Genomic DNA, 25,837 nt, shown 5'->3' with positions numbered 1-25,837 from the left:
TATAGTAACGATTAAGAGAGCTGTTTTTTAAGGGGGATAGACAGAGGAAGCTGTAAATTGTGTTTCTGGAAATCATGCTTATCAGAAAACTCTTCAAGTGAAGTTGAAATCACATAAGCACTATCTGGTCTCTCCACAGGGACTCGAACCCCGATCGGCCGCTTAGGAGGCGGCTGCTCTATCCTGTTGAGCTATAGAGAGACGACAGTGATTATACTGGTTTTATCTCTGATTAAAAGGCTTATGATTTAGTTGCTTAAATCTTAAGCGCTATGTCGTTTATCTGCACATTGTAAGCTGCATTTTGGTCTAAAAGTACTGCTGTAGAGCTTTCTTCACTCACTTGTTCGATTTTTACCGTGGCTCGGCTTTTGGTTGCGACGGCGCGCATTTCATTGAGTCGATCGGGTAGGTTTTGCTGTAATACGACTTGGAATTTATCCCCGACACGAATGCCATGTTTACGGCCGAGATTTAAAATGATCCTGTCCGCTTGGCGGCTCACGACTTGGCCGAGTAAGGGTCTGCAATTGAGTGTGCTGTCTAAATCATGGGTAGCCTGTTGCATTAACTTAGTAATATTTTTGCCATAGGATGATCGCCAGAATCTGTCCGTATTCGGGGCAATAATGGCTTGTTCTTCAAATTCCCATGGCGCCGATGTGCTGTAGCTTTTACTCCAAACTTCTTCGCCACTGATCCCATGATAGAGGCTAAGTTTGAACTGGAATTGCCTGAGTGGAGCTTCATCCCAAAATCCTAGGAAGGTTGCCTGCACTGGCTCCATTGAGATATCCATAATTTGTGGTTGGAGGATATATTGGCTGTCGGTAATTTCACTGAGCCAGCTTGGGAGTCGATAACCGCGAATATCCACTAGATCTTGTTTAATATCGAGCAGCTCTTCAGCGTGAGTGTGGCTAAAACCTGTGGAAGAGTAATCTTCTATAACACTGCCTAATTTTTCGGAAATAACTTCTTCAAAGCCTGAAAGCTGTCCGTATCTGAGCTGAGTACGATCTTTAATTTGTGCTTGAGGGATTAGAATCGCAGCCTTTAATTGTCCATTTGGACACTGCTGCGTAGGATCATCATTTAGATCGAGTCGTAGGGACACATAAATTTTGTTTCCCTGGATTCGTTCGCTAACGAGTTGGATGCTGATGGCTTGGGCGTTGCGATTTATCGCGAAGTTATTCTGTGTAAGGTTTCCGTTAGAGGTTTGTTGTTCACTGGAGATTTGAATGCCCGTGCTTAATGTCGCGTAGCTAACGGCTTGATTAATCGCTTCTTCCCTTGCTTGAGCCGTATTACCATTGATAATAGTCGCTTCACCACTGGCTTCTATCCATTCGGCCCGAGTAGGCAAAGACAGCAGTGCAAGGCTCAAAATGATGAGCGAAGCTGAACGTGGTATGTGCATCAATACAATCCTTATCGCTAAGCTATTGGCGAGCTTGCTAATCGAGCCAGTTTCCTGACACTTAATCTAATATACCGACAAAGCAAATTTCATGCCTGACTAACGAGAGTTTTCGATAAAGTTTCCATTGGCGCAGTCGATATACAGCGTATGAGCATAATATTGTCGGGCTGGAGCAATTTTGGTCCGAAGATTGCTGGCTTTTGTTACTCACAAAAATGAGACGCGTAGAGTGTGAGTGATTTAATTGCCAGTACACCCACAGATGAGGTAAATCCAATGCTAAAGCGTGTGATTATTCCCTTAACATTACTGATGTTAGGTGGATGTGTGGCTAAATCGGTTACACCGCCCAAGCCGAGTTTAGTGGATGGCAATGGGTTGCCGCCAACGGCAGTGATCAACCATTTAGCACAGCGAATTGTGACAGAGCTCGTTAAGCAAAATGATGCTCTGCGTTCTGATCAACCAATTGTTGTCGCAACCCCAGTATTAGTGGGTGACATGAATGGCACAAATGCGTTGGCGCAGCAGTTACAGCAAGGATTAATGACGTCGCTCCATAGCTTTCAGTTTAATGTAGTGGATTTAAATTTAGCTGATGGCTTGAGAGTGACGGCTAATGGGGATTTTATTTTGACGCGAGATTGGCAACAATTGTCGAAAAATCTTCCCGTTGAGCATCTTGTTGTATCGACTATGAGCCCCGTTACCAATGGTATGGCGATCAATACTCGGATTGTGAACATAAGTAACAATCGTGTGGTATCGGCCTCTCAAACTTTTGTGACTCAAAAAGAGTTGGCAAACTACATGCAGCCTTCGGAGCAAATTGTGTCACAAAATGGCATCTTATATCGTCAGGCGAGTCCAGGCATGAATGAAGTCCGTGTTTTAGGAGATGGAAAATGAAACGCTACTTTTTAGTTATTGCGGCGCTAATGCTAACTGGCTGCGCTGCTAAAGATAGATATGTGCAATGGGAAGATGTGCCGCCGCCGAGTTTTCCTAAGTTAACGGCCATAGGATATGCGCCCTTAGCGACTCAACCGGCTAAAGAGCAATCACAAAGAGTGTTGATGGCCATGCAAGCATCAAAAATTGTGGCCTATCGTGAATTAGCAGAACAAGTTTATGGGCAGAAAATAACGGCAAACAGCAGTGTCAGTGATTGGATGTTGACGGACGATAATGTTAAAGCGTCGGTGTCTGGTGTGATCCGTGGGGCGCGGGTCGTTAAGAGTTATCCAGCTGGCGATCATTATGTCACTGAGTTAGAACTGGATTTTTCACAGGTATGGGCGCTGTATCAACAACAGAGTCGTCCACAGCGAGTGAAAGAAGTCACGTATTTCTAGTCATTTCTACATGACTCTATTGAGCCGCGTACTATGCGAGTAGTTATGCGGCTTTTCTTTTTCTGCACAAGTATCAAAGTCTAATCTTTAATCAAAGCAGAGCTTAGACGCGGGAAATACAGAGTGGAAATTGATGCGCCTGTTAGGCCTTTAAATCATTGCCTAAACTTGAGATAGTTGAGGTCTTGCCTTTATCGTTATACGTAAGGCTGGAGGCGTTTCTGCTAGCTTGTAAAGCTTGAGCGAAGCGATTCAGGCTGGCTAAATTCATCTCAATTAAACTGGCATTTTGATCGTTCAGTTCTTTGCATTCAGTTAATGCGTCTTTGACAACGGCCATTTTATGCACGAGTTCACTTTGCTGAGTGAGTTGAGACTTATCAGTGTGGTTTGCCAGAATATCGTCATTAGTCTTGAGTTCTTTCAGACATTGTGATTTTTCGTTAGCAAGAGAAAGCAGTAAATCGGCGTTTTGGTCAACCAAAGCGCCTTTTTCCTTGAGTATGATTTGCTTAAGAACAGCCAAATGGGCGTGTTGTAGATCTACCAGTTTAGCTATTTCAGTCATAGTTACTCTTTATTCAAGTCATTAAGTTCGGCTTCAAAACTTGCAATATTGGCAGCCAACTTTTCAGGGTCAATTTTATAGCGGCCTTCGGCGATAGCCTGTTTAATTTCGGCCACTTTCTTTTGATCAACTTCAGGAAGGCTCGCCATTTTAGTCTGAGCTCCTTGAAGTTGTTGCGCTTGCGCTGTAATCACCACTGAGTCGCTTCTTTGTGGTGTTGTCGATTTTGTGGCAACTTGAGCAGATTGATCGCTGCTAGTTTTAGTTGCACCTGAACGAACTTGTGTGGTCGTTGCAGTGTTGAGTTTGCTAATATCAATTGCCATTTTCGGCTCCAGCGTCGTGTGTACGGGATTTCTTAACTGGGGTATCGGCAGCTTATAAAAAAGCTTTAGATTATTTTACATTCTTACTTCAACTTCGCCAATGCCCGTGACTATAGCATCTAGTTCTTTGTTTGAACTGCTATTTTTAACTCTGATCCGATCGCCTTTATTGCCATCCTGTAGGGCTTCGCCCGCAGTTTTGAGCTCGAAGGAGTTAGAACGAACATAAATAGATACCGAGTCGTTTTTACACACAAAGCATAAGTTATTGCTCAATATAGGATAATCCTTCGAGACGCGTCGTTTGACTCGCACACCAGCTAATTTACTTGGGTCATCAAATTCAGCGCCTCGTAAACTATTTTGCTCAATGTAACGGATTTCAACTTGGCTAGGGGAGATGAGTTCGCCAGGCGCTAAGGTTTCAGTTGTGACAACAACGGGGAATAAAATATCCACTCTAACCGAGATATAAATCTGCCAAGGGTAAGCGAGCTCTTGCGTATTGCAGCTGACTTTTAGGGTGTTATTACGGCTAATTTCCCTGTCACTAGCCAATTCAACCTGAATTGGCGACGAACATAGTGACGGCAGCATTCTTGCGTCAACTATTTGCGGCGAAATATCGACTTTGGCATTCGCTGGCACGGATATCTTTTCTGAAATAAGCGCTTTAGCTAATTCTGAGATGGCCGATACGGTGGGAACAATAGGCTCTGCACTCGCAAAAGCGGGCATGAAGAGGGCGAAAACACTAAAAAAACAGACTAAATTTACTTTCATAATGAAGAGACTAGCTTGTAACGCCAGAATGCACCTATACTTTTATCAAGTTCGAAGCTGACCACTGTAATAATATTTTGCATCACTGTCAGAAGATTGACTCAGTTTCGACTATGTTTATCGATAGATAAGACGTAAGCAATTAATATGCCTATACTCAAACGAGTCATAGGGCCGTACATAAACAGAACAACAAGGCAGAGTTATGTCGAGTATTCTTGATTCAGTCAACAAACGAACCCAGCTCGTTGGTCAAAACCGTTTAGAATTGCTGCTTTTTAAATTAAACGGTCGTCAACGGTTTGGGATTAACGTGTTTAAGGTGAAAGAAGTACTGCAGTGCCCGCCACTGACAACTTTGCCTAAACTTAATCCTTATGTTAAAGGTGTCGCGCATATTCGCGGTACGACTATTTCAGTTATTGATCTGAGTGCGGCAACAGGTGGTAGACCTTTAGCGAGTACTGAAAACTGTTTCATCATTATTTCTGAATATAACCGCAGTGTTCAAGGTTTCTTGGTCAGTTCTGTTGAGCGGATTATCAACATGAATTGGGAAGCGATTATGCCTCCGCCGCAAGGTGCCGGTCGTTATTCTTATCTGACGGCTGTAACTGAGATTGAAGGTGAATTGGTTGAAATTCTCGACGTAGAAAAAATCTTAGATGAGATTTCACCGGTTAAAACCGCTATCAGTGAAGAAGCCAATGAAAAGCTGACCCTCGACAGAACCCAGCATTACCATATTATGGTTATCGATGATTCTGCCGTGGCGCGTAAGCAAATTATTCGTTCACTCGAGTCATTGAACTTACAAATTGATACCGCAAAAGATGGTCGAGAAGCATTAGATAAGCTTAAAGAAATCGCCAAAGAAATGGACAATGTTGCCGATGAAATCCCTCTCATTATCTCAGATATTGAGATGCCTGAAATGGATGGTTATACCCTGACCGCTGAGATCCGAGACGATCCTAAGCTCAAGCATATTAAAGTGGTACTGCATACGTCGTTAAGTGGTGTATTCAATCAGGCAATGGTTCAAAAAGTGGGGGCCAATGACTTTATCGCTAAGTTTAATCCCGACGAACTGGCTGCTGCCGTGAATAAACACTTAAGTTTGTAAGTGCAGTAGTTAGTACCTAGATACGCTTTACGCTATAATCTCGACTTTATAACATGATGGTTTCGCACTGATTTTGGTGCTTGCTATAGGATTTAGGATGTGAATGTGCCAAATAAATCACTCGCTGAAGCTGAATATAATCAATTTAGGTTGTTCTTAGAACAACACAGCGGCATCGTACTGGGTGAAAATAAGCAATATCTGGTGCGCAGTCGTCTAGCTCCTCTGATGGGGAAATATAACCTGCCATCCTTATCCGATGTGGTTAAGCATTCGATGAAGCCAACGGAACGTGCGCTTCGGGCTGAAGTGATCGATGCTATGACGACCAATGAAACCCTTTGGTTTCGTGATCGTTATCCATTTGAGTTATTGCATAACGTTTTGTTACCTGAGTATAGTCGTTTAGGTCGTCCACTTAAGATTTGGTCGGCCGCGTGTTCGTCTGGGCAAGAACCCTATTCATTGGCGATGACGATTCTTGAGTATCAACAGAAGAAGCCTGGTGCGCTTGCGGGTAGTGCGTCAATTCAAGCCACGGATTTGTCGCCTTCCATGTTGGAACGTTGCAAAAATGCTGAGTACGATAGTTTGGCATTAGCGCGCGGTTTATCCGAAGAGCGTAAGCGTCAGTTTTTTGATGCTTTGCCTTCAGGCAATATGAAGTTAAAGGATAATGTTAAGCGTTTGGTGAACTTTAGAGCACATAATCTGCTTGAAAGTTATAGCTTACTTGGTAAGTTCGACATTATTTTTTGCCGCAATGTGCTGATTTATTTTGCGCCTGAGGCAAAGGCAAAAATTTTGCGGCAATTCGCTGCCGCTCTTAATCCAAAAGGTATTCTATTTCTTGGTGCTTCCGAATCTATCGCTGGTTTAACGGACGAATTTGATATGGTCCGTTGTAACCCAGGGATTTATTACCAGAAAAAGACTTAAGTCTACAGCTTTAAAGAAATTACCGACATTTGTCGGTAATTTTTTACCCATCACTTGCTTATCCTAATTGTTATTTTCATTGTCTCCTGATGTTGGCACATGAATTGCTTTGTTTCCGTGAGTAACACGAGGAGGCAATTTTATGGCGATCAATTTTGATAATGCACTGGGTGTGCATCAGTACACTCTCGGTATTAGAGCGCAGCGAGCTGAAGTCATTTCGAGCAATATCGCTAACGCCGATACGCCACATTATAAAGCCCGCGATGTTGATTTTTCTGCGGCAATGCAGGCCGCCCGTGGCCAACAACAGCAGCGTAATAGTCTTGAAATGCAAGAGACAGACAAGCATTTTGGTCTTGCTGAGTTGACTGGTCAATTTGTTAAGTTCCGTGTGCCAAATCAACCCGATACCGGTGATGGTAATACTGTTGATATCCAACAGGAACAATCGGCATTCATGCAAAATGCACTTGAATATCAAATGTCGCTAGGTTTTTTAGATAGTAAGTTTAGTGGCATGAAGAAAGCGTTGAGAGGGGATTAATCATGAGTTTATTTAGCATATTTGATGTTGCTGGCTCGGGAATGTCTGCTCAATCGGTCAGGCTAAACACCACCGCGAGTAACATAGCTAACGCTGATTCCGTCTCGAGTAGCGTAGATAAGACCTATCGTTCCCGTCATCCTATTTTTGAAGCTGAAATGGCTAAAGCGCAAAGCCAGCAACAAGCCTCACAAGGTGTTGCGGTAAAAGGTATTGTTGAAAGTGATCGACCACTACTAAAAGAATATTCGCCCGATCATCCAATGGCGGATGCGGACGGGTTTATTTATAAACCGAATGTTAATGTCATGGAAGAAATGGCAGATATGATTTCTGCTTCGCGCTCATATCAAATGAATGTTCAGGTCGCTGAAGCAGCTAAGTCTATGCTGCAACAAACACTTGGGATGGGTAAATAACATGTGTTACTTAGGAGGTAAGCTGTGAGCCTCATTAATCAAATTAACCAAGCATCGGCGCAGACGGCTCAAAATAAGAGTCAGTCAAATGCCGTTACGACCAATTCATCAACTAGTTCAACGGGCAATCCGTTTCTTGATGGCATACGTCTGCCAAAAGATTCGATAGTACCGGAAGCGAAAAGCCAACAGTTAACTCAAGATGACTTTTTCTCGTTATTAAGCCAACAGTTATCGATGCAAGATCCCTTTAAGCCCGTCGACAACGACCAAATGATTGCGCAGATGGCATCATTCTCGACGGTTGATGGTATTACTAAGTTGAATAAGGAAATCGTTAATTTAAACGGTGTTATGACATCAAGCCAAGCATTACAGGCATCAGGACTTGTTGGTCGCAAGGTGTTGATCCCAACTGATACAGGTAACATTTCAGCTGAAAGCCCAACAATAAAAGGTGTGATTAGCACGCCAGCAAAAATTCCTGAAGTTACTGTACGTGTTGAGGATGAGAAAGGCCAAGTTGTGACCACCTTTAAAGTTGATGGCAGTAAGGGGGGGAATGTCGATGTTAACTGGGATGGCCTCGATAAAGATGGAAAACCTGTAACCGCAGGTAACTATACGATCAAGGCGAGTGGTTTAGTGGATGGGAAATCCCAAGAATTGCCAGTCTCGACCTATGCTCATGTGACCAGCGTTTCTCTCGGTACGGCCAGTACTGGCGCGATTCTTAACTTGAGAGGCGGTATGGGCATCAAGTTAACCGATGTGTTAGCTGTGTCTGAAACCTAAGCTTGTATAAAAGAATTTTTGCAGCATCCGAATTGGGCGTAAATCGCTCATAAATGAATTGAGTTAAATGTAGAGGTGAATTATGTCGTTTAACATTGCATTGAGTGGCATTTCTGCCGCGCAGAAAGATTTAAACACTACGGCGAATAACATTGCTAATGCGAACACCATTGGCTTTAAAGAATCCCGAGCTGAATTTGCGGATGTTTACGCTAATTCTATTTTTTCAAATGCTAAAACTGCCGTGGGTGGTGGTGTTGCTACGAGTAAAGTGGCGCAGCAATTCCATCAAGGTAGCTTACAGTTGACGAATAACTCCCTTGATATGGCGATTAAAGGGGGTGGCTTTTTCGTTACAGCCTCTGAACTGGGTACATTAGACCACTCGTTTACCCGTGCTGGAGCATTTACGGTCGATAAAAATAATTACATGGTTGATTCTTCTGGTAATTATTTGCAAACTTTCCCAGTGGATAAAGATGGGAACTCAACATCAGTGAGTTTAACGACGGCTAAGCCGGTACAAATACCAGACACTGCAGGTAGCCCTGTAAAGACTGAGAATGTTACTTTGCAAATGAACTTAAATGCTAAGGAAAGTGCACTCGACCCCGCGGCATTCGATCCTCTAGATGCAAAAACCTACAATAGCGTTACATCAATGACAATTTATGACTCACTCGGTGAGCCGCATATTATGACCACTTATTTTGTTAAGCCCAAAGATGGTTCGTACGATGGTGAGAACAATTGGGTGGCTTACTATGCTGTTGATGGAAAGCAAGTCGATCTAGCTGGTCCTGCTGGTACTTATCAAACAGATACCACAGGCGATGGTACACCTGATGCAACGGGCACGGCTCAAACTGCTGGTGGTTGGAAAGGCTCTGTACTCAAATTCAATTCTGTTGGTGTCTACACAGGTAGCGATCCTGCTATAGTCAAGACTGAGACTTTGGGCGTCAGTGGTGCGGGTGTTTTAGGGGCTGGTGCCGATGGTACTCAAGAGTTGACTGTGAAGTTTAATGCCCCAACGCAATATGCTGCTCCTTTTGGTGCAACTCAGTTGACGCAAGATGGTACGACTGTAGGTCGCTTAACTAACGTTGAAATCGGCGAAGATGGTTTAGTGACCGCGAGTTATTCTAATGGTTCAACCGTGCCTTTAGCACGGGTTGCTTTAGTTCGTTTTGCTAACGAACAAGGTTTAACGCAAGTGGGTAATACGTCGTGGAAAGCCAGTTTAGCTTCAGGTCCAGCGTTAGCGGGTCAGGCAAATAGTGGTACTTTTGGTAGCATCAGTTCATCGGCGTTAGAGCAATCGAACATCGATTTGACCACTGAACTGGTTGATTTAATTTCTGCGCAGCGTAACTTCCAAGCGAACTCTCGTACCCTTGAAGTGAACAACACGTTGCAACAAACCGTATTACAAATCCGCTAATCATTACATTGTTTGACTAAGGTGTTGCCGCCAGTGGCAACACTTAGCCTTTATCTAGCTGTCAATTCACTTCATTTTCCTATTCTTCAATTCTATCAGTAAATTAAACGTCAATTTTGTTGGCATGATGCTTGCTTTGCTATTGTCATGTAGAAAATTTGACGGAGCAGTCTGTGGACAAATTCCTTTATGTCGCCATGAGTGGTGCCAAGCAAAATATGAATGAGCTGGCGCTCCGTGCGAACAACTTAGCCAACGCTAATACCGATGGTTTTAAATCAGATATGGCACAGGCCAGATCGATGCAAGCCTTCGGTGAAGGGTTGCCTTCAAGGGTGTTTGCGATGACAGAATCTCCGTCAGCTAATTTTCGCTCTGGTCCGATAAAAACCACTGGACGGGATCTCGATGTTGCCATTAAAGGCGATGGCTGGTTTGCCGTTCAGGCGAAAGATGGCAGTGAAGCTTATACCCGTTCAGGTAGTCTCAGTTTCGATGCGACGGGCATGTTGTATAACGACAGAGGCAATCCCGTAATGGGGGACGCTGGTCCGATAGTGCTGCCATTACCTATTGATAAAGTGTCAATTTCACAGGATGGCATAGTGTCTGTTCGCCCTCAAGGGGCGACTGCTGAAGTGATAGAAGAAGTGGCGAGATTGAAGTTAGTCAATCCCGGCAATGCGCAGATGATGCGTGGTGAAGATGGATTATTTCGACAAATGTCAGGTGAAGCAGCACCAGCAGACCCTTTCGTCGCAGTTGAAAGTGGTGCCGTAGAGGGCAGTAACGTTAACCCTGTTGATGAAATGGTGTCTTTGATTGATCTTCAGCGCCAGTTTGAATTGCAAGTCAAGATGATGAAAACCGCGGAAGAGAATGATCGCGCTTCATCTTCATTAATGCGTATTAGTTAGGAGATAGATTATGCATCCGGCGTTATGGATTAGTAAAACTGGCTTAGACGCACAGCAAACTGATATTTCAGTGATTTCAAACAACGTAGCGAACGCTAGCACTGTGGGCTACAAAAAAAGCCGCGCAGTATTTGAAGATTTACTCTATCAAACAGTTAACCAAGCAGGTGGTGTTAGTGCATCTAACACTAAGCTACCCAACGGATTAAACATAGGTGCGGGTACGAAAGTCGTCGCTACTCAAAAAATGTTTACTCAGGGTAACATGCTGACGACGGATAACTCACTGGATCTCATGATTGAAGGTCCCGGCTTTTTTGAAATCCAGCTACCCGATGGTACTGCGGCCTATACCCGAAACGGTCAGTTTACCTTAGACGATACGGGTCAGATTGTGACGCCAGGTTCTGGCTATTTGCTACAACCCGCGATCACTATTCCTGATAATGCGACCAGTATTACCGTTTCAGCAGAGGGTGAAGTTTCAGTAAAAACGCCGGGTACCGCTGAGAACCAAGTCGTGGGTCAGTTGACTATGACGGATTTTATTAATCCATCGGGTCTAGATCCTATGGGACAAAACTTATATACGGAAACTGGTGCCAGTGGTACGCCCATTCAAGGTACCGCTTCGTTAGATGGCATGGGTGCAATTCGTCAAGGCGCCTTAGAAACCTCTAACGTGAACGTGACCGAGGAACTGGTGAACCTTATCGAAAGTCAGCGCATTTACGAGATGAACTCCAAAGTGATTTCAGCGGTAGATCAGATGCTGTCTTATGTGACTCAGAATTTATAGAGGCAAACATCATGGCTAGATATCTTGTGTTGGCCGTCGCGTTATTGCTTGCAGCTTGTAGCTCGACGCAAAAGAAACCCCTTGCGGATGATCCCTTTTACGCGCCGGTATACCCAGAGGCTCCGCCAACAAAAATTGCCGCGACTGGTTCTATTTATCAAGACAGTCAAGCATCTAGCTTGTATTCGGATATTCGTGCTCACAAAGTGGGTGACATTATCACTATCGTTTTGAAAGAGTCGACTCAAGCTAAGAAGAGTGCAGGCAATCAGATTAAAAAAGGCTCCGACATGACTTTAGACCCCATTTTTGCCGGTGGCAGTAACGTGTCTATTGGCGGAGTGCCAATTGATTTACGTTATAAAGATAGCATGAACACTAAACGTGAATCGGATGCGGATCAGAGCAACAGTTTAGATGGCAGCATCTCGGCAAACGTGATGCAAGTGTTGAATAACGGCAGCTTAGTGATCCGCGGCGAAAAATGGATCTCAATCAATAACGGTGATGAGTTTATTCGCGTCACAGGTCTCGTTCGCTCGCAGGACATTAAACCCGATAACACTGTCGATTCAACGCGAATGGCTAATGCCCGTATCCAATACAGTGGCACAGGCACTTTCGCAGATGCTCAAAAAGTGGGCTGGTTAAGCCAGTTCTTTATGAGCGACTGGTGGCCCTTCTAAGGAGTCGTATCATGAAATATAAACTGGTGTTAGCCGTTGCCATGCTAGTGTTTTCTCTACCTAGTCAGGCTGAACGAATTAAAGATATTGCCAATGTGCAAGGTGTGCGTAGTAACCAGTTGATTGGTTATGGCTTAGTGGTCGGTTTACCGGGAACGGGGGAAAAAACCAGTTATACCGAGCAGACCTTTATGACTATGCTCAAAAACTTTGGGATTAATCTTCCTGACAACGTCAAACCGAAAATTAAAAACGTTGCAGTGGTAGCCGTACACGCGGATATGCCCGCCTTTATCAAACCTGGTCAAGATCTTGACGTGACGGTATCTAGCTTAGGTGAAGCCAAAAGCTTACGCGGTGGCACCTTATTACAGACCTTTTTGAAAGGGGTAGACGGTAATGTGTATGCCATAGCCCAAGGCAGCTTAGTGGTGAGTGGTTTTAGTGCCGATGGTTTAGATGGTTCAAAGGTGATTCAAAATACGCCAACTGTAGGTCGTATACCCAATGGCGCGATTGTTGAGCGTAGTGTGGCAACCCCATTTTCAACTGGCGATTATTTGACGTTTAACCTACGTCGTTCGGATTTCTCTACTGCGCAGCGCATGGCCGATGCGATCAATGATCTATTAGGTCCTGATATGGCGCGTCCTTTAGATGCGACGTCTGTTCAGGTAACAGCTCCACGTGATGTATCACAACGGGTCTCCTTTTTAGCAACGCTTGAAAACCTCGATGTTGTTCCCGCAGAGGAATCTGCCAAAGTGATCGTTAATTCACGTACTGGAACCATAGTGGTTGGGCAAAACGTACGCTTACTCCCTGCGGCGATTACCCATGGCGGCATGACTGTCACTATTGCGGAGGCGACACAGGTTTCGCAGCCTAACGCGTTGGCAAATGGTCAAACAACCGTCACGAGTAATAGTACGATCACAGCGACAGAAAGTGACCGTCGTATGTTTATGTTTAATCCAGGCACTACGCTGGATGAGCTGGTTAGAGCTGTTAACTTAGTCGGTGCAGCCCCTTCAGATGTGTTAGCAATACTTGAAGCATTAAAAGTGGCAGGAGCTTTGCATGGTGAACTTATCATCATCTAATTTCTGTCGGGAAAATCATGGAAAAGCTTTCAAGTTCATCACATTTTCTTGACCTGGGCGGGCTAGATTCACTCCGCGCTCAGGCTCAGAAAGATGAGAAGGGCGCCTTGAAAAAGGTCGCCCAACAATTTGAAGGTATTTTCGTGCAAATGCTGATGAAAAGTATGCGCGATGCCAATGCGGTTTTTCAGTCTGATAGTCCACTCAATAGCCAATACACTCAGTTTTACGAGCAGATGCGCGATCAGCAGTTATCGGTCGATTTATCTGACAAAGGTGTATTGGGCCTTGCCGATATGATGGTGCAGCAACTCTCTCCCGAAACAAGTCATTTCACGCCTGCATCGGTATTGCGTGACGATGGTGGCATGAAAATGCTCCACGACGATAAAGCGCTTAATGTGCCTATGCAGAGTTCAGCCGCTCCTGTGGTTGAACCCACAGTTGTAAATCATGGTGTGCCGGCTGCTATCGCTCGGCCTGTATTTGAACCGGATAGAGCTGAAGATGCCAATTCATCAATGGACATTGATACGCCTAATCGTTCACTGGCTATCGATACGCCTAAGCCGAGCTGGAGTGAACAATCACTTTCAGTGGTAGAACCTGTGATTAGCGGCCAAGTTTTGCCGACGGCAGCATTTAGGGAAACCCAAAAGATTGTCAGGTTCGGTAGTCGAGAAGAATTTTTAGCGACCTTATATCCACATGCTGAAAAAGCCGCAAAAACATTAGGTACCCAACCAGAAGTATTATTGGCGCAATCGGCACTGGAAACTGGCTGGGGACAAAAAATCGTCCGCGGCAATAACGGTGCGCCGAGTCATAACCTATTCAACATTAAAGCTGATCGTCGTTGGTTAGGCGATAAGGCTAACGTCAGTACCTTAGAATTTGAGCACGGTGTTGCTGTTCAGCAAAAAGCTGACTTCCGAGTTTATAGTGATTTCGAGCATAGCTTTAACGATTTTGTGTCCTTCATTGCCGAAGGTGAACGTTATCAAGATGCGAAAAAAGTGGCCGCTTCCCCTACTCAATTCATCCGAGCTTTGCAGGATGCGGGTTATGCCACTGATCCTCGATACGCTGAAAAAGTGATTAAAGTGATGCAGTCGATCAGTGAAGAACTGAAATCAATTCTGCCAGGAGAAGACAAATGATGAATCTTACAACCCTGTTTGTTCATAGGAGTGTCAACTAATGGCCGTTGATCTACTGAATATAGCGCGAACTGGGGTGCTTGCCTCCCAGTCGCAACTGGGTGTTACCAGTAATAATATAGCTAACGCCAATACCGCTGGTTACCACAGACAAGTAGCAACGCAGTCGACTCTTGAATCGCAGCGTTTTGGTAGTAGCTTTTATGGCACTGGAACTTACGTTAATGACGTTAAGCGTATCTACAATGACTATGCTGCAAGAGAGTTACGCATTGGTCAAACAACGTTAAGCGCCGCCGAAGCCAGCTACGGTAAATTGAGTGAGCTAGATCAGCTGTTTTCACAGGTAGGTAAAGTTGTGCCACAAAGCTTGAATGACCTGTTTTCGGGGCTGAATAGTGTGGCTGATTTGCCTGCAGATTTGGGTATTCGGAGTTCGACCCTAACAAACGCACAGCAAGTTGCCAGCAGTCTTAATCAGATGCAGTCGTATTTGAATGGCCAGCTTAATCAGACCAATGACCAGATCACAGGTATGACTAAGCGTATCAATGAGATCAGTACAGAACTGGCAAATTTAAACCTAGAGTTAATGAAGTCGCCGAATCAGGATGCGCAGTTGCTTGATAAGCAAGATGCACTCGTTCAAGAGTTAAGCCAGTATGCTCAAGTGAATGTTATTCCATTAGAAAATGGTGCTAAGAGCGTAATGCTCGGTGGCTCAGTGATGTTGGTTTCTGGCGAAATTGCTATGACGATGGGAGTCCAAGCGGGTGATCCATTTCCGAATGAGCTCCAATTGACTTCAAGTATTGGTTCGCAAAGTGTCACTGTTGATCCGAGTAAACTTGGCGGTCAGTTAGGGGCCATTTTTGATTATCGTGATCAAACGTTAATTCCCGCGGGTCATGAGCTCGATCAACTAGCCTTGGGCGTGGCTGATAACTTCAATAAAATGCAAGCACAAGGTATTGACCTCAATGGGCAAGTTGGTGCCAATATCTTCAAAGATATCAACGATCCTATGATGTCTTTGGGCCGTGCAGCAGGTTTTTCTGGTAATACGGGTAATGCAACGTTAGGCGTTACCATAGATGACACCAGTTTATTAACTGGTGGTGCCTACGAACTGTCATTTACCGCGCCTGCAACTTATGAGCTGAGAGATTCGAAAACGGGGGCAATTACGCCACTGACGTTAACTGGCTCGACTTTATCGGGTGGATCTGGATTTTCAATTGACATAAAAGCGGGCGCTATGGCGTCTGGCGATCGTTTTGCCATTCGCCCGACAGCGGGTGCTTCAAATGGCATTGAAGTGGTCATGAAAGACCCTAAAGGCATTGCCGCCGCATCACCAAAGATTACCGCAGATGCCGCTAACTCGGGTAATACTCAAGTTAAGTTGACTCAAATTAGCAATCGTAATGCCGCAAATTTCCCTGTAACGGGCAGTGAGTTGACGATAAAGCTCGATACCACAGTTGTGCCTCCAACCTATGAAGCATTCGACGCCGCGGGAACATCCCTTGGGGCTGCAGCCCCTTATACGCCTCCGAGTATTAGCGCTTTTGGTTTTACCTTTGAAGTTGACAGCAAAGCGGCTGCAGGCAATGACAGATTTACCTTCGATTTATCCTTCGCAGCGGGGGATAACTCTAATGCTGTCGCTATGGCTAAGTTGAGCGAAAGTAAGGTGATGAATGGGGGAAAGTCGACCCTAGCTGATGTGTTCGAGAACACTAAGCTCGAGGTAGGCAGTAAAACGAAAGCGGCTGAAGTGCGTGTTGGTTCGGCAGAGGCCGTGTATCAACAAGCTTATGCGCGAGTAGAGAGTGAGTCGGGCGTGAACTTAGATGAAGAAGCAGCAAATTTAATGCGTTTTCAGCAAGCCTATCAAGCCTCTGCGCGGATCATGACGACTGCACAGCAGATTTTTGACACCTTATTATCCTCAGTGCGTTAGGAGATTTAACTATGCGATTATCATCCGCGCAGATTTTTAATCAAAGCATTACCAGTGTGCTGCAAAAGCAAACGGCGACCAGCAAAATTCTTGACCAATTGAGCAGTGGTAAGAAAGTCAATACTGCTGGTGATGATCCTGTGGCGTCACAGGGTATTGATAATTTGAATCAGAAAAATGCACTCGTCGATCAGTTTATTAAGAACATTGATTATGCAACGAATCACTTACAACAGACTGAAAGTCAACTTGGCCAAGCAGATAAACTAGTATCGAGCATGAAGGACATGATGCTACGGGGTTCTAATGGCAGTATGACAGCGGCAGAGCGGCAAACAATTGCCGATGACCTGCGCAAAAGTTTGGATCAATTGCTGACAATTGCGAATACCAAAGATGAATCGGGAAATTATCTCTTTGCAGGTAATAAAACTGACACGCAACCGTTCGCATTCGATAACAATGGTCAGATTATTTACTCAGGCGACTCAGGCGTTCGTAATAGCATGATTGCTTCAGGTATTCAGCTTAATACTAATGTGGCTGGAGATACCGCTTTTATGAAGTCACCTAATGCAATGGGTGATTATAGCGTCAATTATTTGCCGTCCCAACAAGGTGATTTTAGTGTATCTAGCGCTAAGCTAGCTAACGCGACACCTTCTCTCTCTGATTACACAGTTTCATTTCTAGATGATGGTGCTGGTGGCATCAATGTTCAAGTTACCGACAACGCTATTCCCGCCAATATCATCTCCCCCGCAGCGGCGTTCGATCCCGCGGTGCCAGTCACTTTTGACGGTGTTGAACTAAAAATTGCTGGCGAGCCGAAGATAGGTGACAGCTTTACCCTTCATCAAGAACCAGAGGTTAGTATTTTCAATACATTAAATAAGGCAATTGCTCTTTTTGAAAATACTGACCAAGTGCAGACGCCTTCTGGGCAGTCTGAGTTGGCACAGTTATTGAATAATGTTGGGAGTGGTGTCAAACAAATGAGTCAGCAGCAGGGCTTAGCAGGTAACAGTTTAAAGATACTGGAAAAATATACTGATAAGCACACTGATGAAAAATTGATTAACACCTCGGCATTATCCAAATTGGAAGATCTTGATTATGCCACTGCGATAACTGAATTTGAGAAGCAACAACTCGCACTCAATGCCGTATCCAGTGTGTTTAGTAAAGTGGGTTCCGTATCGCTGTTTGATTACATCTAGATCGAATGCCTTCTGAACCGAAAGCGCTAAAACAAGACGGTTTTCAATGATGAAAGGCATCAAGGTCTGAAGGTTAAGTAATTAAATTAAGCAAATAGAGTTAAGCACGTTAAGTAAAGTTGCAGCAATTGATGGCAACAAGATTTAGCCAGGCTTCCACGTCTTGGCACCCAACTTAGAAGAGGAATGTAACATGGCTATTTCAGTAAACACGAACGTCACATCAATGAAGGCGCAAAAAAACCTTGGTGGAGCCAATGGTAATCTGCAAACGTCCATGGAACGCTTGTCGTCAGGATTACGGATTAATAGCGCTAAGGATGATGCCGCAGGTCTACAGATTTCAAACCGTATGACGAGTCAGATTAATGGGCTCGATGTTGCAATGCGCAACGCTAACGATGGTATTTCTATTGCTCAAACTGCCGAAGGTGCAATGCAAGAATCGACTAACATTTTGCAACGTATGCGAGATTTGTCACTGCAATCTGCTAATGGCTCGAATTCAACCAGTGATCGAGAATCAATGCAAAAAGAACTTTCTGCATTGCAAACAGAATTAACTCGTATTTCAGATACCACTTCTTTTGGTGGTCAGAAATTACTTGATGGTACGTACGGTACGCAAAAATTCCAAGTGGGCTCCAATGCTAATGAAACGATTTCAGTATCGTTGTCTAGCACAGCAGCGAATAAAATTGGTAATAATAGCGTTTCAGGTGCAGGCACTAAATTTGGTGTAGAAGCGGCGACTGTTTTAACACAAGGTACAACCGCAGATGCAGCCTTTGCTGTTAATGGAAAAGTTGTAGCCATTACGGCTGGTGACAATGCTGCCAAAGTTGCGGAGAACATTAATAAAGCAGGTGCTGGTGTTACGGCTGAAGCCTCAGTTAAGACAACGCTGTCTGGTTTAAGCGCCGCGGATACCGGGACTTTCTCTGTTGTTGCCAAAGATGGTACAAAAGATAGTTACGATTTAGCGACATATAAAGGTGATTCAGCGCAACTTGCGACTGACTTAGGTAAAGCGGGATACGATGTTAGCCACGATAAAGAAACAGGTGTCATTAGTATCACGGCTAAGGGTGTTGCAGGTGTAGAAGTTGCTGGTTATGGTGGCGGTACAACAGCTAAATTAGGTGGTCAAGCTGCTGGTGCAGCAAACGCCAGTAAAACGGCTGAACTTAAATTATCTTCACCTGATAAATTTGCCATTAAAGGTACAACAGCTAACGAGTTGCTCGGTGGCGGTGTGACTGCCACTGCTGGTAATTCATCTTTAAACGCAGTGAGCAAGGCTGATATTAGTACTGCAAATGGCGCCCAAGATGCGATAGCTGTGATTGATAACGCTTTGGCTGGAATCGATGCACAGCGTGCAGATTTAGGTGCGGTTCAAAATCGAATGAGCTTCACTATTAATAACTTAGGCAACGTGCAGACTAACGTGGCTGACGCCCGTAGCCGTATTCAAGATGTCGACTTTGCAAAAGAAACTGCCCAGATGACCAAGCAGCAAATTCTGTCTCAGACCTCTTCTGCTATGTTAGCACAGGCTAATCAGTTGCCTCAGGTGGCATTATCATTACTGGGCTAATCCTTAAGTCGAGTAATAAAAAATGAGCTTAATGCCCAAGTCTCTATCTAAACTTTTGTTTAGATGATGTACTTGGGCATAGCTATTTTTTCCGCGTTTCATGCTATTAATTTTATTTTTGTGAACAAGCAATAGAATCAGACCATCTATAAGAATTTGCACAGCTCTCAGCTTATTTCCTTCTTCTTTTCTTTTTATTCCTGAGTAATCCCTTAGTTACAATGAGTTAATTCATTGCAATCATTTCTAATGGATATATTTTTTCAATTATTTAAATAAAAATATTAAAGTTAGCCAAAGTGCTGCCGTTAAACTGAATGTAACCCATGAGATTGGCCTGGCTTAACGTCATTACAGCAAGACAGGCACTAACGTAACGTCAGGTAAAGAGGATATATTTTATGGCTATTTCAGTAAACACCAACGTGACTTCAATGAATTCACAAAAGAACCTCACTAATGCGAACAATGGTTTGAAAACTTCCATGGAACGCTTATCTTCAGGTTTGCGTATCAATGGCGCTAAAGATGATGCGGCGGGCCTACAAATATCTAACCGTATGACGAGTCAGATTAATGGTTTAGACGTAGCAATGCGTAACGCGAACGACGGTATTTCAATTGCGCAAACTGCCGAAGGTTCAATGCAAGAATCGACTAACATTCTGCAGCGTATGCGTGACCTGTCTCTACAATCTGCTAACGGTTCTAACTCTACTGCTGACCGTGAGTCTATGCAGAAAGAGATTTCTTCATTACAAACAGAATTAACACGTATTGCTGACACGACTTCTTTTGGTGGTCAGAAATTACTTGATGGTAGTTACGGTAGTCAAAAGTTTCAGGTCGGTTCAAACGCAAATGAAACGATTTCAGTTTCGCTTTCTAGTACTGCGGCGAATAAGATTGGTAATCACAGCGTTTCAGGTGCTGGCACTAAATTTGGTGTAGAAGCGGCGACTGTTTTAACACAAGGTACAACCGCTGATGCAGCTTTTGCTGTTAATGGTAAAATTGTGGCAATTACCGGCGGTGACAATGCTGCTACAGTTGCTGATAACATTAATAAAGCAGGTGCAGGCGTTACGGCTGAGGCCTCAGTTACGACAACACTGTCTGGCTTAAGTGCTGCGGATACGGGGACTTTCTCTGTTGTTGCCAAAGATGGTACAAAAGATAGCTACGATTTAGCAACATATAAAGGCGATTCAGCGCAACTTGCTACTGACTTAGGTAAAGCGGGATACGATGTTAGCCACGATAAAGAAACGGGTGTCATTAGTATTACAGCTAAGGGTGTTGCTGGTGTAGAAGTTGCTGGTTATGGTGGCGGTACAACGGCGAAATTAGGTGGTCAAGCTGCTGGTGCAGCAAACGCCAGTAAAACGTCTGAACTTAAATTATCTTCACCTGAAAAATTTGCCATTAAAGGCACAACAGCTAACGAACTGCTCGGTGGCGGTGTGACTGCAACTGCTGGTAGCTCTAAATTGTCTGAAGTGTCTAAAATTGATATTGGCACGGCTAAAGGAGCACAGGATGCCTTGGCTGTCATAGATTCAGCTATTGCTGGTATTGATTCCCAACGTGCAGATTTGGGTGCGGTACAAAACCGTATGAACTTCACAATCAATAACTTAGGGAACGTGCAAACTAACGTAGCAGATGCCCGTAGCCGTATTCAAGATGTTGACTTTGCAAAAGAAACTGCAGAAATGACTAAGAAACAAATTCTGTCTCAGACATCTTCTGCTATGTTGGCACAAGCCAACCAATTACCACAAGTTGCCCTGTCATTGCTGTAATTATGATTGGCGGTTATCTCATACTGAGATGATTGACAGCTAAGTGTTTGGCACTGAGAGGGGAGGTTCGTTTAGACCCTTCCCTTTGTGCATTAAAATGGTCAGTTTAGTGTTGTTAATAAAGTGATTATAAGTCAATAACATTTAGTAGCATCATCAATATACAGTAGTAAGCAGATTAGTAGCTGTTTGAAGATAAAGCTGAAGCGTGTAGTTTTGTGCTTCATCTGTGAGGTTAGTACTTTCTAGCAGTACCAGAGTACATAGGTAAGTGTGACTAAGAGGGTGGCATGATGGATATTAATTCAGTTAGTACATCTAATGTAGTGGGGCTGAAGACAGAGCTTAAACTAGCTCCTCCACAATCTCTTCAGCAAGAGTCAAGTGGTTCAATAAAGCCTTTGTTTGGCCAATCAAACAGCGTGAACATGGTAGAAGATGGCGAGTCTACAAAAGATACTAAAACGAATGTTGAGCAGTTAGATAAGGTTGCGAGTGACCTGACGGATATGGTAACTATGATGCGTAAGGGATTAGCATTTAAAGTTGATGCGAGTTCTGATAGGCCTGTTGTCAGTGTTATGGATATAGACTCTGGTGAAGTGCTGCGACAAATTCCTAGTGAAGAGGCGCTTGCCTTGGCTGAAAAATTGTCTGAAGTGACTGGTGCATTAATAAAAACAGAGGTTTAAGTTGTAGTTTTTAATATGCATTGATGAGAGGTTCAATCTAAAGTGGTAAGCTATTCACATTAACTGAAGTGTTGGCGTGAATCTTGCTGAATTATTGACTATGCGTTTTGGTAAGTTTTTAGACGCAGATCAGAGGTGGATATGGGATTAACATCATTGGGTGTAGGTACTGGCATGGACATCGGCGGCATTGTAACCGCTCTAGTTAATGCAGAAAAAGCGCCTAAAGAAGCCAAATTCAATGCTCAAGAAGGTAAGATAAATACTCAGATCTCTGCTCTTGGGGCATTGAAAAGTGCAATGTCTGATTTCTTAGAGAAAATAAAACCTCTATCTGATGCTAAAACTTTTACAGGTTTTAAGAGTGCGCTTTCCAATAAAGATTTTATGACCGCAACAGTTGACCCGACTGCAGTAGCTGGTAACTATAAAGTTATTGTTGAACAGTTGGCTGAAAGCCATAAATTAGGTTCTACAGCAGTTACAGATGTTACGGCTCCAATAGGAAGTGGCTCATTAAGTCTGACAGTGGGAAGTGAGAGCTTTAATGTCGCTGTTGGTGCAGAAGACTCTCTGCAAGACATTATGAAAAACATCAATGCTTCTAAAGATAATGTTGGAGTAACTGCAACCATTATTAAGGGCGATAATGGTGCTCAGTTGGTTCTTACATCTAACAAGACTGGTGCGGCTAATGTAGTTCAAGCATCGGCCACGGATGACGCTGGAACAGCACTTTCAGATGTTTTTGCAATGACAGAATTACAACCTGCAAAAGATGCAATTTTGTATGTTGATGGTTTAAAAGTGACTTCTGATTCAAACGAAGTAAAAAATGCGATTACAGGTATCAACTTAACATTGACGGATGCTAACAAAGATAAAACAACGACACTCAAAATTGAACCTAATCGTGAATCTTCTAAAACAGCTATAAAAGATTTTGTTAATTCATACAATGAGTTAATGAAAACCATGTCTGGCATGTCAGGCTATGATCCCAAAACTAAGAAAGCAGGTGTATTGCAAGGTGATTCTGTTATTCGTGGTGTCCAAAACCAGATGAGGGGCGTGTTGTCATCAACGAGTGGTGATAGTGGCTCTATGATGTTAGCGAATCTGGGCATTAAAACCACTCAGACGGGGAGCCTTGAGATTGATGATAAAAAGCTTGATGAAGTGCTAAGTAAAGATATTAATGCCGTATCCGACTTTTTTTCAGCGGAAAAAACTGGGTTTGGTACACGAATGAAAGATGTTACTGACTCCTATGTAAAAACAGGGGGGATTTTAGATAGTCGAGATGAAAGTTTAGATACTCAACTTTCTCGTATTACCGATAGCCGTGAGAGTCTTGCCTTAAAAATGAAGGCCTATGAAGCTAGGTTATTAAAGCAGTACAATGCTATGGATTTGATTGTTGGCCAGATGAACGCTCAAGGTAGTATGCTAACTCAGCGACTCGACTCTCTTCCTGGGCTTGTGAGCAAACGATAATATTTTATCAGCCAAATTGTCCCTACCGTAAGATAGATTTACACGATGTTTGCCAGTTTTTGGATTTTATGAGTTTGTTATCTAAAGTGGCAGAGTAAGAGATTTTATTTATGCATCATAGCCAAATTAATACACAGAATGTTGTTAGCACATTAGATTCTCTTAATGAGCAAATGAATGAAATCATTAGACAAGTGACTACATTATCAATAGATAATGAAAATATTGATTTTTTGGTATTAAAATTGCAAGAGTTTGTTGGCCAGCGTCAATTATTACTTGAGGCTTTGGTTGCAGATGAGCAATTTGTTGACAGAGATTATTTGCAGTTACAGTTTTCATTAACTCAAGCATGTACAGAGAAAGCCAATGTTTTCTTACTGGACAGGCAAGCTCTATTGCATGCTGGTAGTAATAGTCAACGTCATATCAATGTATACAAGTCGATAGATGCAAATAGGTAGGTACTAATATGAGAGGTTCATTACAGTCATATCGTAAGGTTTCTTTAGAAAGTGAGATAGCAGTGGCATCGCCTCACCGCATTATTCAAATGATGTTTGCTGGTTTGCTTGAGCGTTTGGCTCAGAGTCGATATGCAATAGAGCAGCGTGATTTTGCAAAAAAAGGGCTTCTTATTGGCAAATCGCTAGGGATTATCGCGGGGCTGAATAGCTGCTTAAATATGGAAGCTGAAGGCAGTGTTGCTTACAATCTCAGTAATTTATATGATTTTATGTTGCGCCGTATTTCTGAGGCGAATTTGAATAATGATGTTAAAGCGATTGATGATGTAAGTGACATAGTTCGTACTCTAAAAGAGAGTTGGGATGCGATTCCTGCAGATAAACATAATATTTCTGCGCATTCTGAAGCGGGTTAATATCTTATTTGGTGATTAAAAATAGACGCACTGGTTGCGTCTTTTTTTTGGCTTAAAGTCAAACATTTGACGTTTTTAGCTAGAATCATGGCATAAATGAACTAAAATCAATTCAGTTTGGCATAAACCTCATCTGAGGCTTGCTTCTCGTCTGCTGATAATACAATATTCATCACAGTAGTGATGGTGGCACAGATTGTTACATTGAATTTGTTAAGCTTTTACAGCAACTAATCATAAATAATTAATGCGAATTAATACATATTAGAGCTTTACGGCCTACTGAATGATGCAAACAGATCAACGAATTTTACTTATCGGCCCCCCATCAGAGCGATTAAATCGCCTGTGTTGCATTTTTGATTTTTTAGGTGAGCAAATTGTACAAATTGACGCCGAAAAATTAGGTGCTAGCCTCCAAGATACCCGTTTTAGAGCTTTAGTTATCCTAACTGATGTTATGGATGCAGAGATGCTTAAAAACATCGCGGGTCAACATCCATGGCAACCTATGCTGTTGCTTGGCAACGTTGACGATCTGCAAGTATCTAACATTCTTGGAAATATTGAGGAACCTTTAACCTATCCTCAACTCACTGAATTATTACACTTCTGCCAAGTATTTGGCCAAGTTAAGCGTCCTCAAGTCCCCACAAGTGCGAATCAAACTAAGTTATTCCGAAGCTTGGTGGGGCGCAGTGATGGTATTGCCAATGTAAGGCATTTGATTAATCAAGTGGCAACATCTGAGGCAACCGTGCTTGTACTGGGTCAATCCGGTACAGGTAAAGAAGTGGTCGCCCGTAATATCCATTATTTGTCTGAACGCCGTGATGGCCCTTTTATTCCAGTGAACTGTGGTGCTATACCACCAGAGTTGTTAGAGAGTGAACTTTTTGGCCATGAGAAGGGATCATTTACTGGGGCAATATCCTCTCGTAAAGGCCGTTTCGAATTGGCTGAAGGCGGCACACTATTTCTTGATGAAATTGGTGATATGCCATTGCAGATGCAAGTTAAATTGCTTCGTGTACTGCAAGAACGGGTATTTGAGCGTGTTGGCGGCACTAAGACCATCAACGCCGATGTGCGCGTTGTAGCAGCGACACATAGAGATTTAGAAACCATGATCAGCGTTAATGAGTTCCGTGAGGATCTCTATTACCGCCTAAACGTATTCCCAATTGAAATGCCCGCGTTGTGTGATCGCAAGGATGATGTACCTTTGCTATTACAAGAGTTGGTTAGCCGAGTCTACAACGAAGGCCGTGGCAAGGTGCGTTTTACGCAGCGCGCGATAGAGTCGTTAAAAGAACATGCTTGGTCGGGTAACGTGCGTGAGCTGTCTAATTTAGTCGAACGTCTCACGATTTTATATCCGGGTGGACTGGTTGATGTTAACGATTTACCCGTCAAGTATCGCCATATCGATGTACCTGAATATTGTGTAGAGATGAGTGAAGAGCAGCAGGAGCGTGATGCTTTGGCTTCTATCTTTAGTGATGAAGAGCCGGTTGAAATTCCTGAGACGCGTTTCCCAAGTGAGCTGCCGCCTGAAGGTGTGAACCTTAAGGATTTGTTAGCAGAGCTTGAAATCGACATGATACGTCAGGCGCTAGAGTTGCAAGATAACGTTGTTGCTCGCGCTGCTGAAATGCTTGGAATACGTCGTACAACGCTTGTAGAAAAAATGCGTAAGTACGGAATGACAAAAGATTAGTTTTCTATTTTATTGTAATATAAGTCTTTTTAACCTCTAAAGTTTAATTTCTAATTTGGCA

Annotated in this window: 26 protein-coding genes and 1 tRNA gene; 22 read left to right on the top strand and 5 right to left on the bottom strand. The window is 43.4% G+C overall.

All coding sequences use genetic code 11. The annotated features are described in order from the left end of the window. Positions 1-125: 125 nt before the first annotated feature. Together NE536_RS00785 and NE536_RS00780 are read right to left on the bottom strand one after the other, a co-directional pair. Positions 126-201: transfer RNA gene (locus tag NE536_RS00785), tRNA-Arg, on the bottom strand. Between the two features lie 55 nt (positions 202-256). Beyond that, complete coding sequence (locus NE536_RS00780; protein ID WP_261271483.1) at positions 257-1,423, bottom strand: flagellar assembly protein FlgT; 1,167 nt, start codon at positions 1,421-1,423, stop codon at positions 257-259. Between the two features lie 279 nt (positions 1,424-1,702). On the opposite strand from NE536_RS00780, the gene NE536_RS00775 reads away from it, so the two are divergent. Next, positions 1,703-2,335: a FlgO family outer membrane protein gene (locus tag NE536_RS00775; RefSeq protein ID WP_006085650.1), complete on the top strand. Its 633-nt coding sequence runs from the start codon at positions 1,703-1,705 to the stop codon at positions 2,333-2,335. Then, entirely contained in the window at positions 2,332-2,781 is a 450-nt protein-coding gene (locus NE536_RS00770) for an LPP20 family lipoprotein (protein ID WP_261271482.1), read from the top strand. Before NE536_RS00775 ends, NE536_RS00770 begins: the two co-directional genes overlap by 4 nt. Positions 2,782-2,923: 142 nt before the next feature. Here NE536_RS00770 and NE536_RS00765 read toward each other — a convergent pair whose 3' ends face one another. The 3 genes from NE536_RS00765 to flgA all read right to left on the bottom strand — a co-directional run bounded on the left by NE536_RS00765 (position 2,924) and on the right by flgA (position 4,458). Continuing rightward, positions 2,924-3,349, bottom strand: a complete 426-nt coding sequence (locus NE536_RS00765) for a flagella synthesis protein FlgN (RefSeq protein ID WP_006082434.1) — start codon at positions 3,347-3,349, stop codon at positions 2,924-2,926. Positions 3,350-3,351: 2 nt separating this feature from the next. Further along, positions 3,352-3,675, bottom strand: coding sequence for a flagellar biosynthesis anti-sigma factor FlgM (gene flgM, locus NE536_RS00760; RefSeq protein WP_006082433.1), 324 nt, complete (start codon positions 3,673-3,675; stop codon positions 3,352-3,354). Between the two features lie 75 nt (positions 3,676-3,750). Beyond that, a complete protein-coding gene (flgA, locus tag NE536_RS00755; protein WP_261271481.1) occupies positions 3,751-4,458 on the bottom strand; it encodes a flagellar basal body P-ring formation chaperone FlgA in 708 nt (235 codons plus the stop codon). A 205-nt stretch (positions 4,459-4,663) separates the two neighbouring features. Here flgA and NE536_RS00750 point away from each other — a divergent pair, with 205 nt between their 5' ends. The 20 genes from NE536_RS00750 (at position 4,664) to NE536_RS00655 (ending at position 25,776) form a co-directional block, all read left to right on the top strand. Continuing rightward, complete coding sequence (locus NE536_RS00750) at positions 4,664-5,584, top strand: chemotaxis protein CheV (protein WP_006082431.1); 921 nt, start codon at positions 4,664-4,666, stop codon at positions 5,582-5,584. Positions 5,585-5,683: 99 nt separating this feature from the next. Continuing rightward, entirely contained in the window at positions 5,684-6,523 is an 840-nt protein-coding gene (locus NE536_RS00745; RefSeq protein ID WP_006082430.1) for a CheR family methyltransferase, read from the top strand. Between the two features lie 142 nt (positions 6,524-6,665). Beyond that, on the top strand, positions 6,666-7,070 hold the full coding sequence (gene flgB / locus NE536_RS00740; RefSeq protein ID WP_011847319.1) for a flagellar basal body rod protein FlgB: 405 nt from the start codon (positions 6,666-6,668) through the stop codon (positions 7,068-7,070). Between the two features lie 2 nt (positions 7,071-7,072). Then, complete coding sequence (flgC, locus tag NE536_RS00735) at positions 7,073-7,489, top strand: flagellar basal body rod protein FlgC (protein ID WP_006082428.1); 417 nt, start codon at positions 7,073-7,075, stop codon at positions 7,487-7,489. A 24-nt stretch (positions 7,490-7,513) separates the two neighbouring features. Next, complete coding sequence (flgD, locus tag NE536_RS00730) at positions 7,514-8,284, top strand: flagellar hook assembly protein FlgD (RefSeq protein WP_261271480.1); 771 nt, start codon at positions 7,514-7,516, stop codon at positions 8,282-8,284. Between the two features lie 82 nt (positions 8,285-8,366). Then, positions 8,367-9,728: a flagellar hook protein FlgE gene (gene flgE, locus NE536_RS00725; protein ID WP_261271479.1), complete on the top strand. Its 1,362-nt coding sequence runs from the start codon at positions 8,367-8,369 to the stop codon at positions 9,726-9,728. Positions 9,729-9,901: 173 nt separating this feature from the next. Then, positions 9,902-10,645 (top strand): flagellar basal-body rod protein FlgF, encoded by a 744-nt coding sequence (flgF, locus tag NE536_RS00720; protein WP_219250937.1) that lies wholly within the window; start codon positions 9,902-9,904, stop codon positions 10,643-10,645. A 10-nt stretch (positions 10,646-10,655) separates the two neighbouring features. Next, positions 10,656-11,444, top strand: coding sequence for a flagellar basal-body rod protein FlgG (gene flgG / locus NE536_RS00715; protein ID WP_261271478.1), 789 nt, complete (start codon positions 10,656-10,658; stop codon positions 11,442-11,444). An 11-nt stretch (positions 11,445-11,455) separates the two neighbouring features. Further along, a complete protein-coding gene (flgH, locus tag NE536_RS00710) occupies positions 11,456-12,130 on the top strand; it encodes a flagellar basal body L-ring protein FlgH (RefSeq protein WP_261271477.1) in 675 nt (224 codons plus the stop codon). Positions 12,131-12,141: 11 nt separating this feature from the next. Next, entirely contained in the window at positions 12,142-13,233 is a 1,092-nt protein-coding gene (locus tag NE536_RS00705; protein WP_028761203.1) for a flagellar basal body P-ring protein FlgI, read from the top strand. 17 nt (positions 13,234-13,250) lie between these two features. Continuing rightward, on the top strand, positions 13,251-14,393 hold the full coding sequence (gene flgJ / locus NE536_RS00700) for a flagellar assembly peptidoglycan hydrolase FlgJ (RefSeq protein ID WP_219253409.1): 1,143 nt from the start codon (positions 13,251-13,253) through the stop codon (positions 14,391-14,393). Positions 14,394-14,433: 40 nt separating this feature from the next. Next, positions 14,434-16,359: a flagellar hook-associated protein FlgK gene (flgK, locus tag NE536_RS00695; RefSeq protein WP_261271476.1), complete on the top strand. Its 1,926-nt coding sequence runs from the start codon at positions 14,434-14,436 to the stop codon at positions 16,357-16,359. Positions 16,360-16,370: 11 nt separating this feature from the next. Continuing rightward, positions 16,371-17,579 (top strand): flagellar hook-associated protein FlgL, encoded by a 1,209-nt coding sequence (gene flgL, locus NE536_RS00690; protein WP_261271475.1) that lies wholly within the window; start codon positions 16,371-16,373, stop codon positions 17,577-17,579. Positions 17,580-17,772: 193 nt separating this feature from the next. Then, positions 17,773-19,179: a flagellin gene (locus NE536_RS00685; RefSeq protein ID WP_261271474.1), complete on the top strand. Its 1,407-nt coding sequence runs from the start codon at positions 17,773-17,775 to the stop codon at positions 19,177-19,179. A 401-nt stretch (positions 19,180-19,580) separates the two neighbouring features. Next, positions 19,581-20,984 carry a flagellin gene (locus tag NE536_RS00680; protein WP_261271473.1) on the top strand — a complete coding sequence of 468 codons (1,404 nt, stop codon included), beginning with the start codon at positions 19,581-19,583 and terminating at the stop codon, positions 20,982-20,984. Between the two features lie 293 nt (positions 20,985-21,277). After that, on the top strand, positions 21,278-21,676 hold the full coding sequence (locus NE536_RS00675) for a flagellar protein FlaG (protein ID WP_261271519.1): 399 nt from the start codon (positions 21,278-21,280) through the stop codon (positions 21,674-21,676). A 141-nt stretch (positions 21,677-21,817) separates the two neighbouring features. Beyond that, positions 21,818-23,173 carry a flagellar filament capping protein FliD gene (fliD, locus tag NE536_RS00670; RefSeq protein WP_261271472.1) on the top strand — a complete coding sequence of 452 codons (1,356 nt, stop codon included), beginning with the start codon at positions 21,818-21,820 and terminating at the stop codon, positions 23,171-23,173. A 110-nt stretch (positions 23,174-23,283) separates the two neighbouring features. Then, positions 23,284-23,637 carry a flagella biosynthesis chaperone for FliD, FliT gene (locus NE536_RS00665; protein ID WP_113939463.1) on the top strand — a complete coding sequence of 118 codons (354 nt, stop codon included), beginning with the start codon at positions 23,284-23,286 and terminating at the stop codon, positions 23,635-23,637. Between the two features lie 8 nt (positions 23,638-23,645). Next, complete coding sequence (gene fliS / locus NE536_RS00660; RefSeq protein WP_261271471.1) at positions 23,646-24,056, top strand: flagellar export chaperone FliS; 411 nt, start codon at positions 23,646-23,648, stop codon at positions 24,054-24,056. Between the two features lie 286 nt (positions 24,057-24,342). Next, positions 24,343-25,776, top strand: coding sequence for a sigma-54 dependent transcriptional regulator (locus NE536_RS00655; RefSeq protein ID WP_261271470.1), 1,434 nt, complete (start codon positions 24,343-24,345; stop codon positions 25,774-25,776). Positions 25,777-25,837 lie beyond the last annotated feature (61 nt).

The organism is Shewanella septentrionalis, assembly GCF_025370265.1.
GTDB lineage: Bacteria > Pseudomonadota > Gammaproteobacteria > Enterobacterales > Shewanellaceae > Shewanella > Shewanella hafniensis.
The sequence above is the reverse complement of the archived record's forward strand: the minus strand, read 5'-3'. Positions and strand labels throughout refer to the sequence as shown.

Excerpts from the sequence above, each read along its gene's own strand:
- NE536_RS00780 (WP_261271483.1), bottom strand. The coding sequence starts at position 1,423 with ATGCACATACCACGTTCAGCTTCGCTCATCATTTTGAGCCTTGCACTG.
- NE536_RS00775 (WP_006085650.1), top strand. The coding sequence starts at position 1,703 with ATGCTAAAGCGTGTGATTATTCCCTTAACATTACTGATGTTAGGTGGA.
- NE536_RS00770 (WP_261271482.1), top strand. The coding sequence starts at position 2,332 with ATGAAACGCTACTTTTTAGTTATTGCGGCGCTAATGCTAACTGGCTGC.
- NE536_RS00765 (WP_006082434.1), bottom strand. The coding sequence starts at position 3,349 with ATGACTGAAATAGCTAAACTGGTAGATCTACAACACGCCCATTTGGCT.
- flgM (WP_006082433.1), bottom strand. The coding sequence starts at position 3,675 with ATGGCAATTGATATTAGCAAACTCAACACTGCAACGACCACACAAGTT.
- flgA (WP_261271481.1), bottom strand. The coding sequence starts at position 4,458 with ATGAAAGTAAATTTAGTCTGTTTTTTTAGTGTTTTCGCCCTCTTCATG.
- NE536_RS00750 (WP_006082431.1), top strand. The coding sequence starts at position 4,664 with ATGTCGAGTATTCTTGATTCAGTCAACAAACGAACCCAGCTCGTTGGT.
- flgB (WP_011847319.1), top strand. The coding sequence starts at position 6,666 with ATGGCGATCAATTTTGATAATGCACTGGGTGTGCATCAGTACACTCTC.
- flgC (WP_006082428.1), top strand. The coding sequence starts at position 7,073 with ATGAGTTTATTTAGCATATTTGATGTTGCTGGCTCGGGAATGTCTGCT.
- flgE (WP_261271479.1), top strand. The coding sequence starts at position 8,367 with ATGTCGTTTAACATTGCATTGAGTGGCATTTCTGCCGCGCAGAAAGAT.
- flgG (WP_261271478.1), top strand. The coding sequence starts at position 10,656 with ATGCATCCGGCGTTATGGATTAGTAAAACTGGCTTAGACGCACAGCAA.
- flgH (WP_261271477.1), top strand. The coding sequence starts at position 11,456 with ATGGCTAGATATCTTGTGTTGGCCGTCGCGTTATTGCTTGCAGCTTGT.
- NE536_RS00705 (WP_028761203.1), top strand. The coding sequence starts at position 12,142 with ATGAAATATAAACTGGTGTTAGCCGTTGCCATGCTAGTGTTTTCTCTA.
- flgJ (WP_219253409.1), top strand. The coding sequence starts at position 13,251 with ATGGAAAAGCTTTCAAGTTCATCACATTTTCTTGACCTGGGCGGGCTA.
- flgK (WP_261271476.1), top strand. The coding sequence starts at position 14,434 with ATGGCCGTTGATCTACTGAATATAGCGCGAACTGGGGTGCTTGCCTCC.
- flgL (WP_261271475.1), top strand. The coding sequence starts at position 16,371 with ATGCGATTATCATCCGCGCAGATTTTTAATCAAAGCATTACCAGTGTG.
- NE536_RS00685 (WP_261271474.1), top strand. The coding sequence starts at position 17,773 with ATGGCTATTTCAGTAAACACGAACGTCACATCAATGAAGGCGCAAAAA.
- NE536_RS00680 (WP_261271473.1), top strand. The coding sequence starts at position 19,581 with ATGGCTATTTCAGTAAACACCAACGTGACTTCAATGAATTCACAAAAG.
- NE536_RS00675 (WP_261271519.1), top strand. The coding sequence starts at position 21,278 with ATGGATATTAATTCAGTTAGTACATCTAATGTAGTGGGGCTGAAGACA.
- fliD (WP_261271472.1), top strand. The coding sequence starts at position 21,818 with ATGGGATTAACATCATTGGGTGTAGGTACTGGCATGGACATCGGCGGC.
- NE536_RS00665 (WP_113939463.1), top strand. The coding sequence starts at position 23,284 with ATGCATCATAGCCAAATTAATACACAGAATGTTGTTAGCACATTAGAT.
- fliS (WP_261271471.1), top strand. The coding sequence starts at position 23,646 with ATGAGAGGTTCATTACAGTCATATCGTAAGGTTTCTTTAGAAAGTGAG.
- NE536_RS00655 (WP_261271470.1), top strand. The coding sequence starts at position 24,343 with ATGATGCAAACAGATCAACGAATTTTACTTATCGGCCCCCCATCAGAG.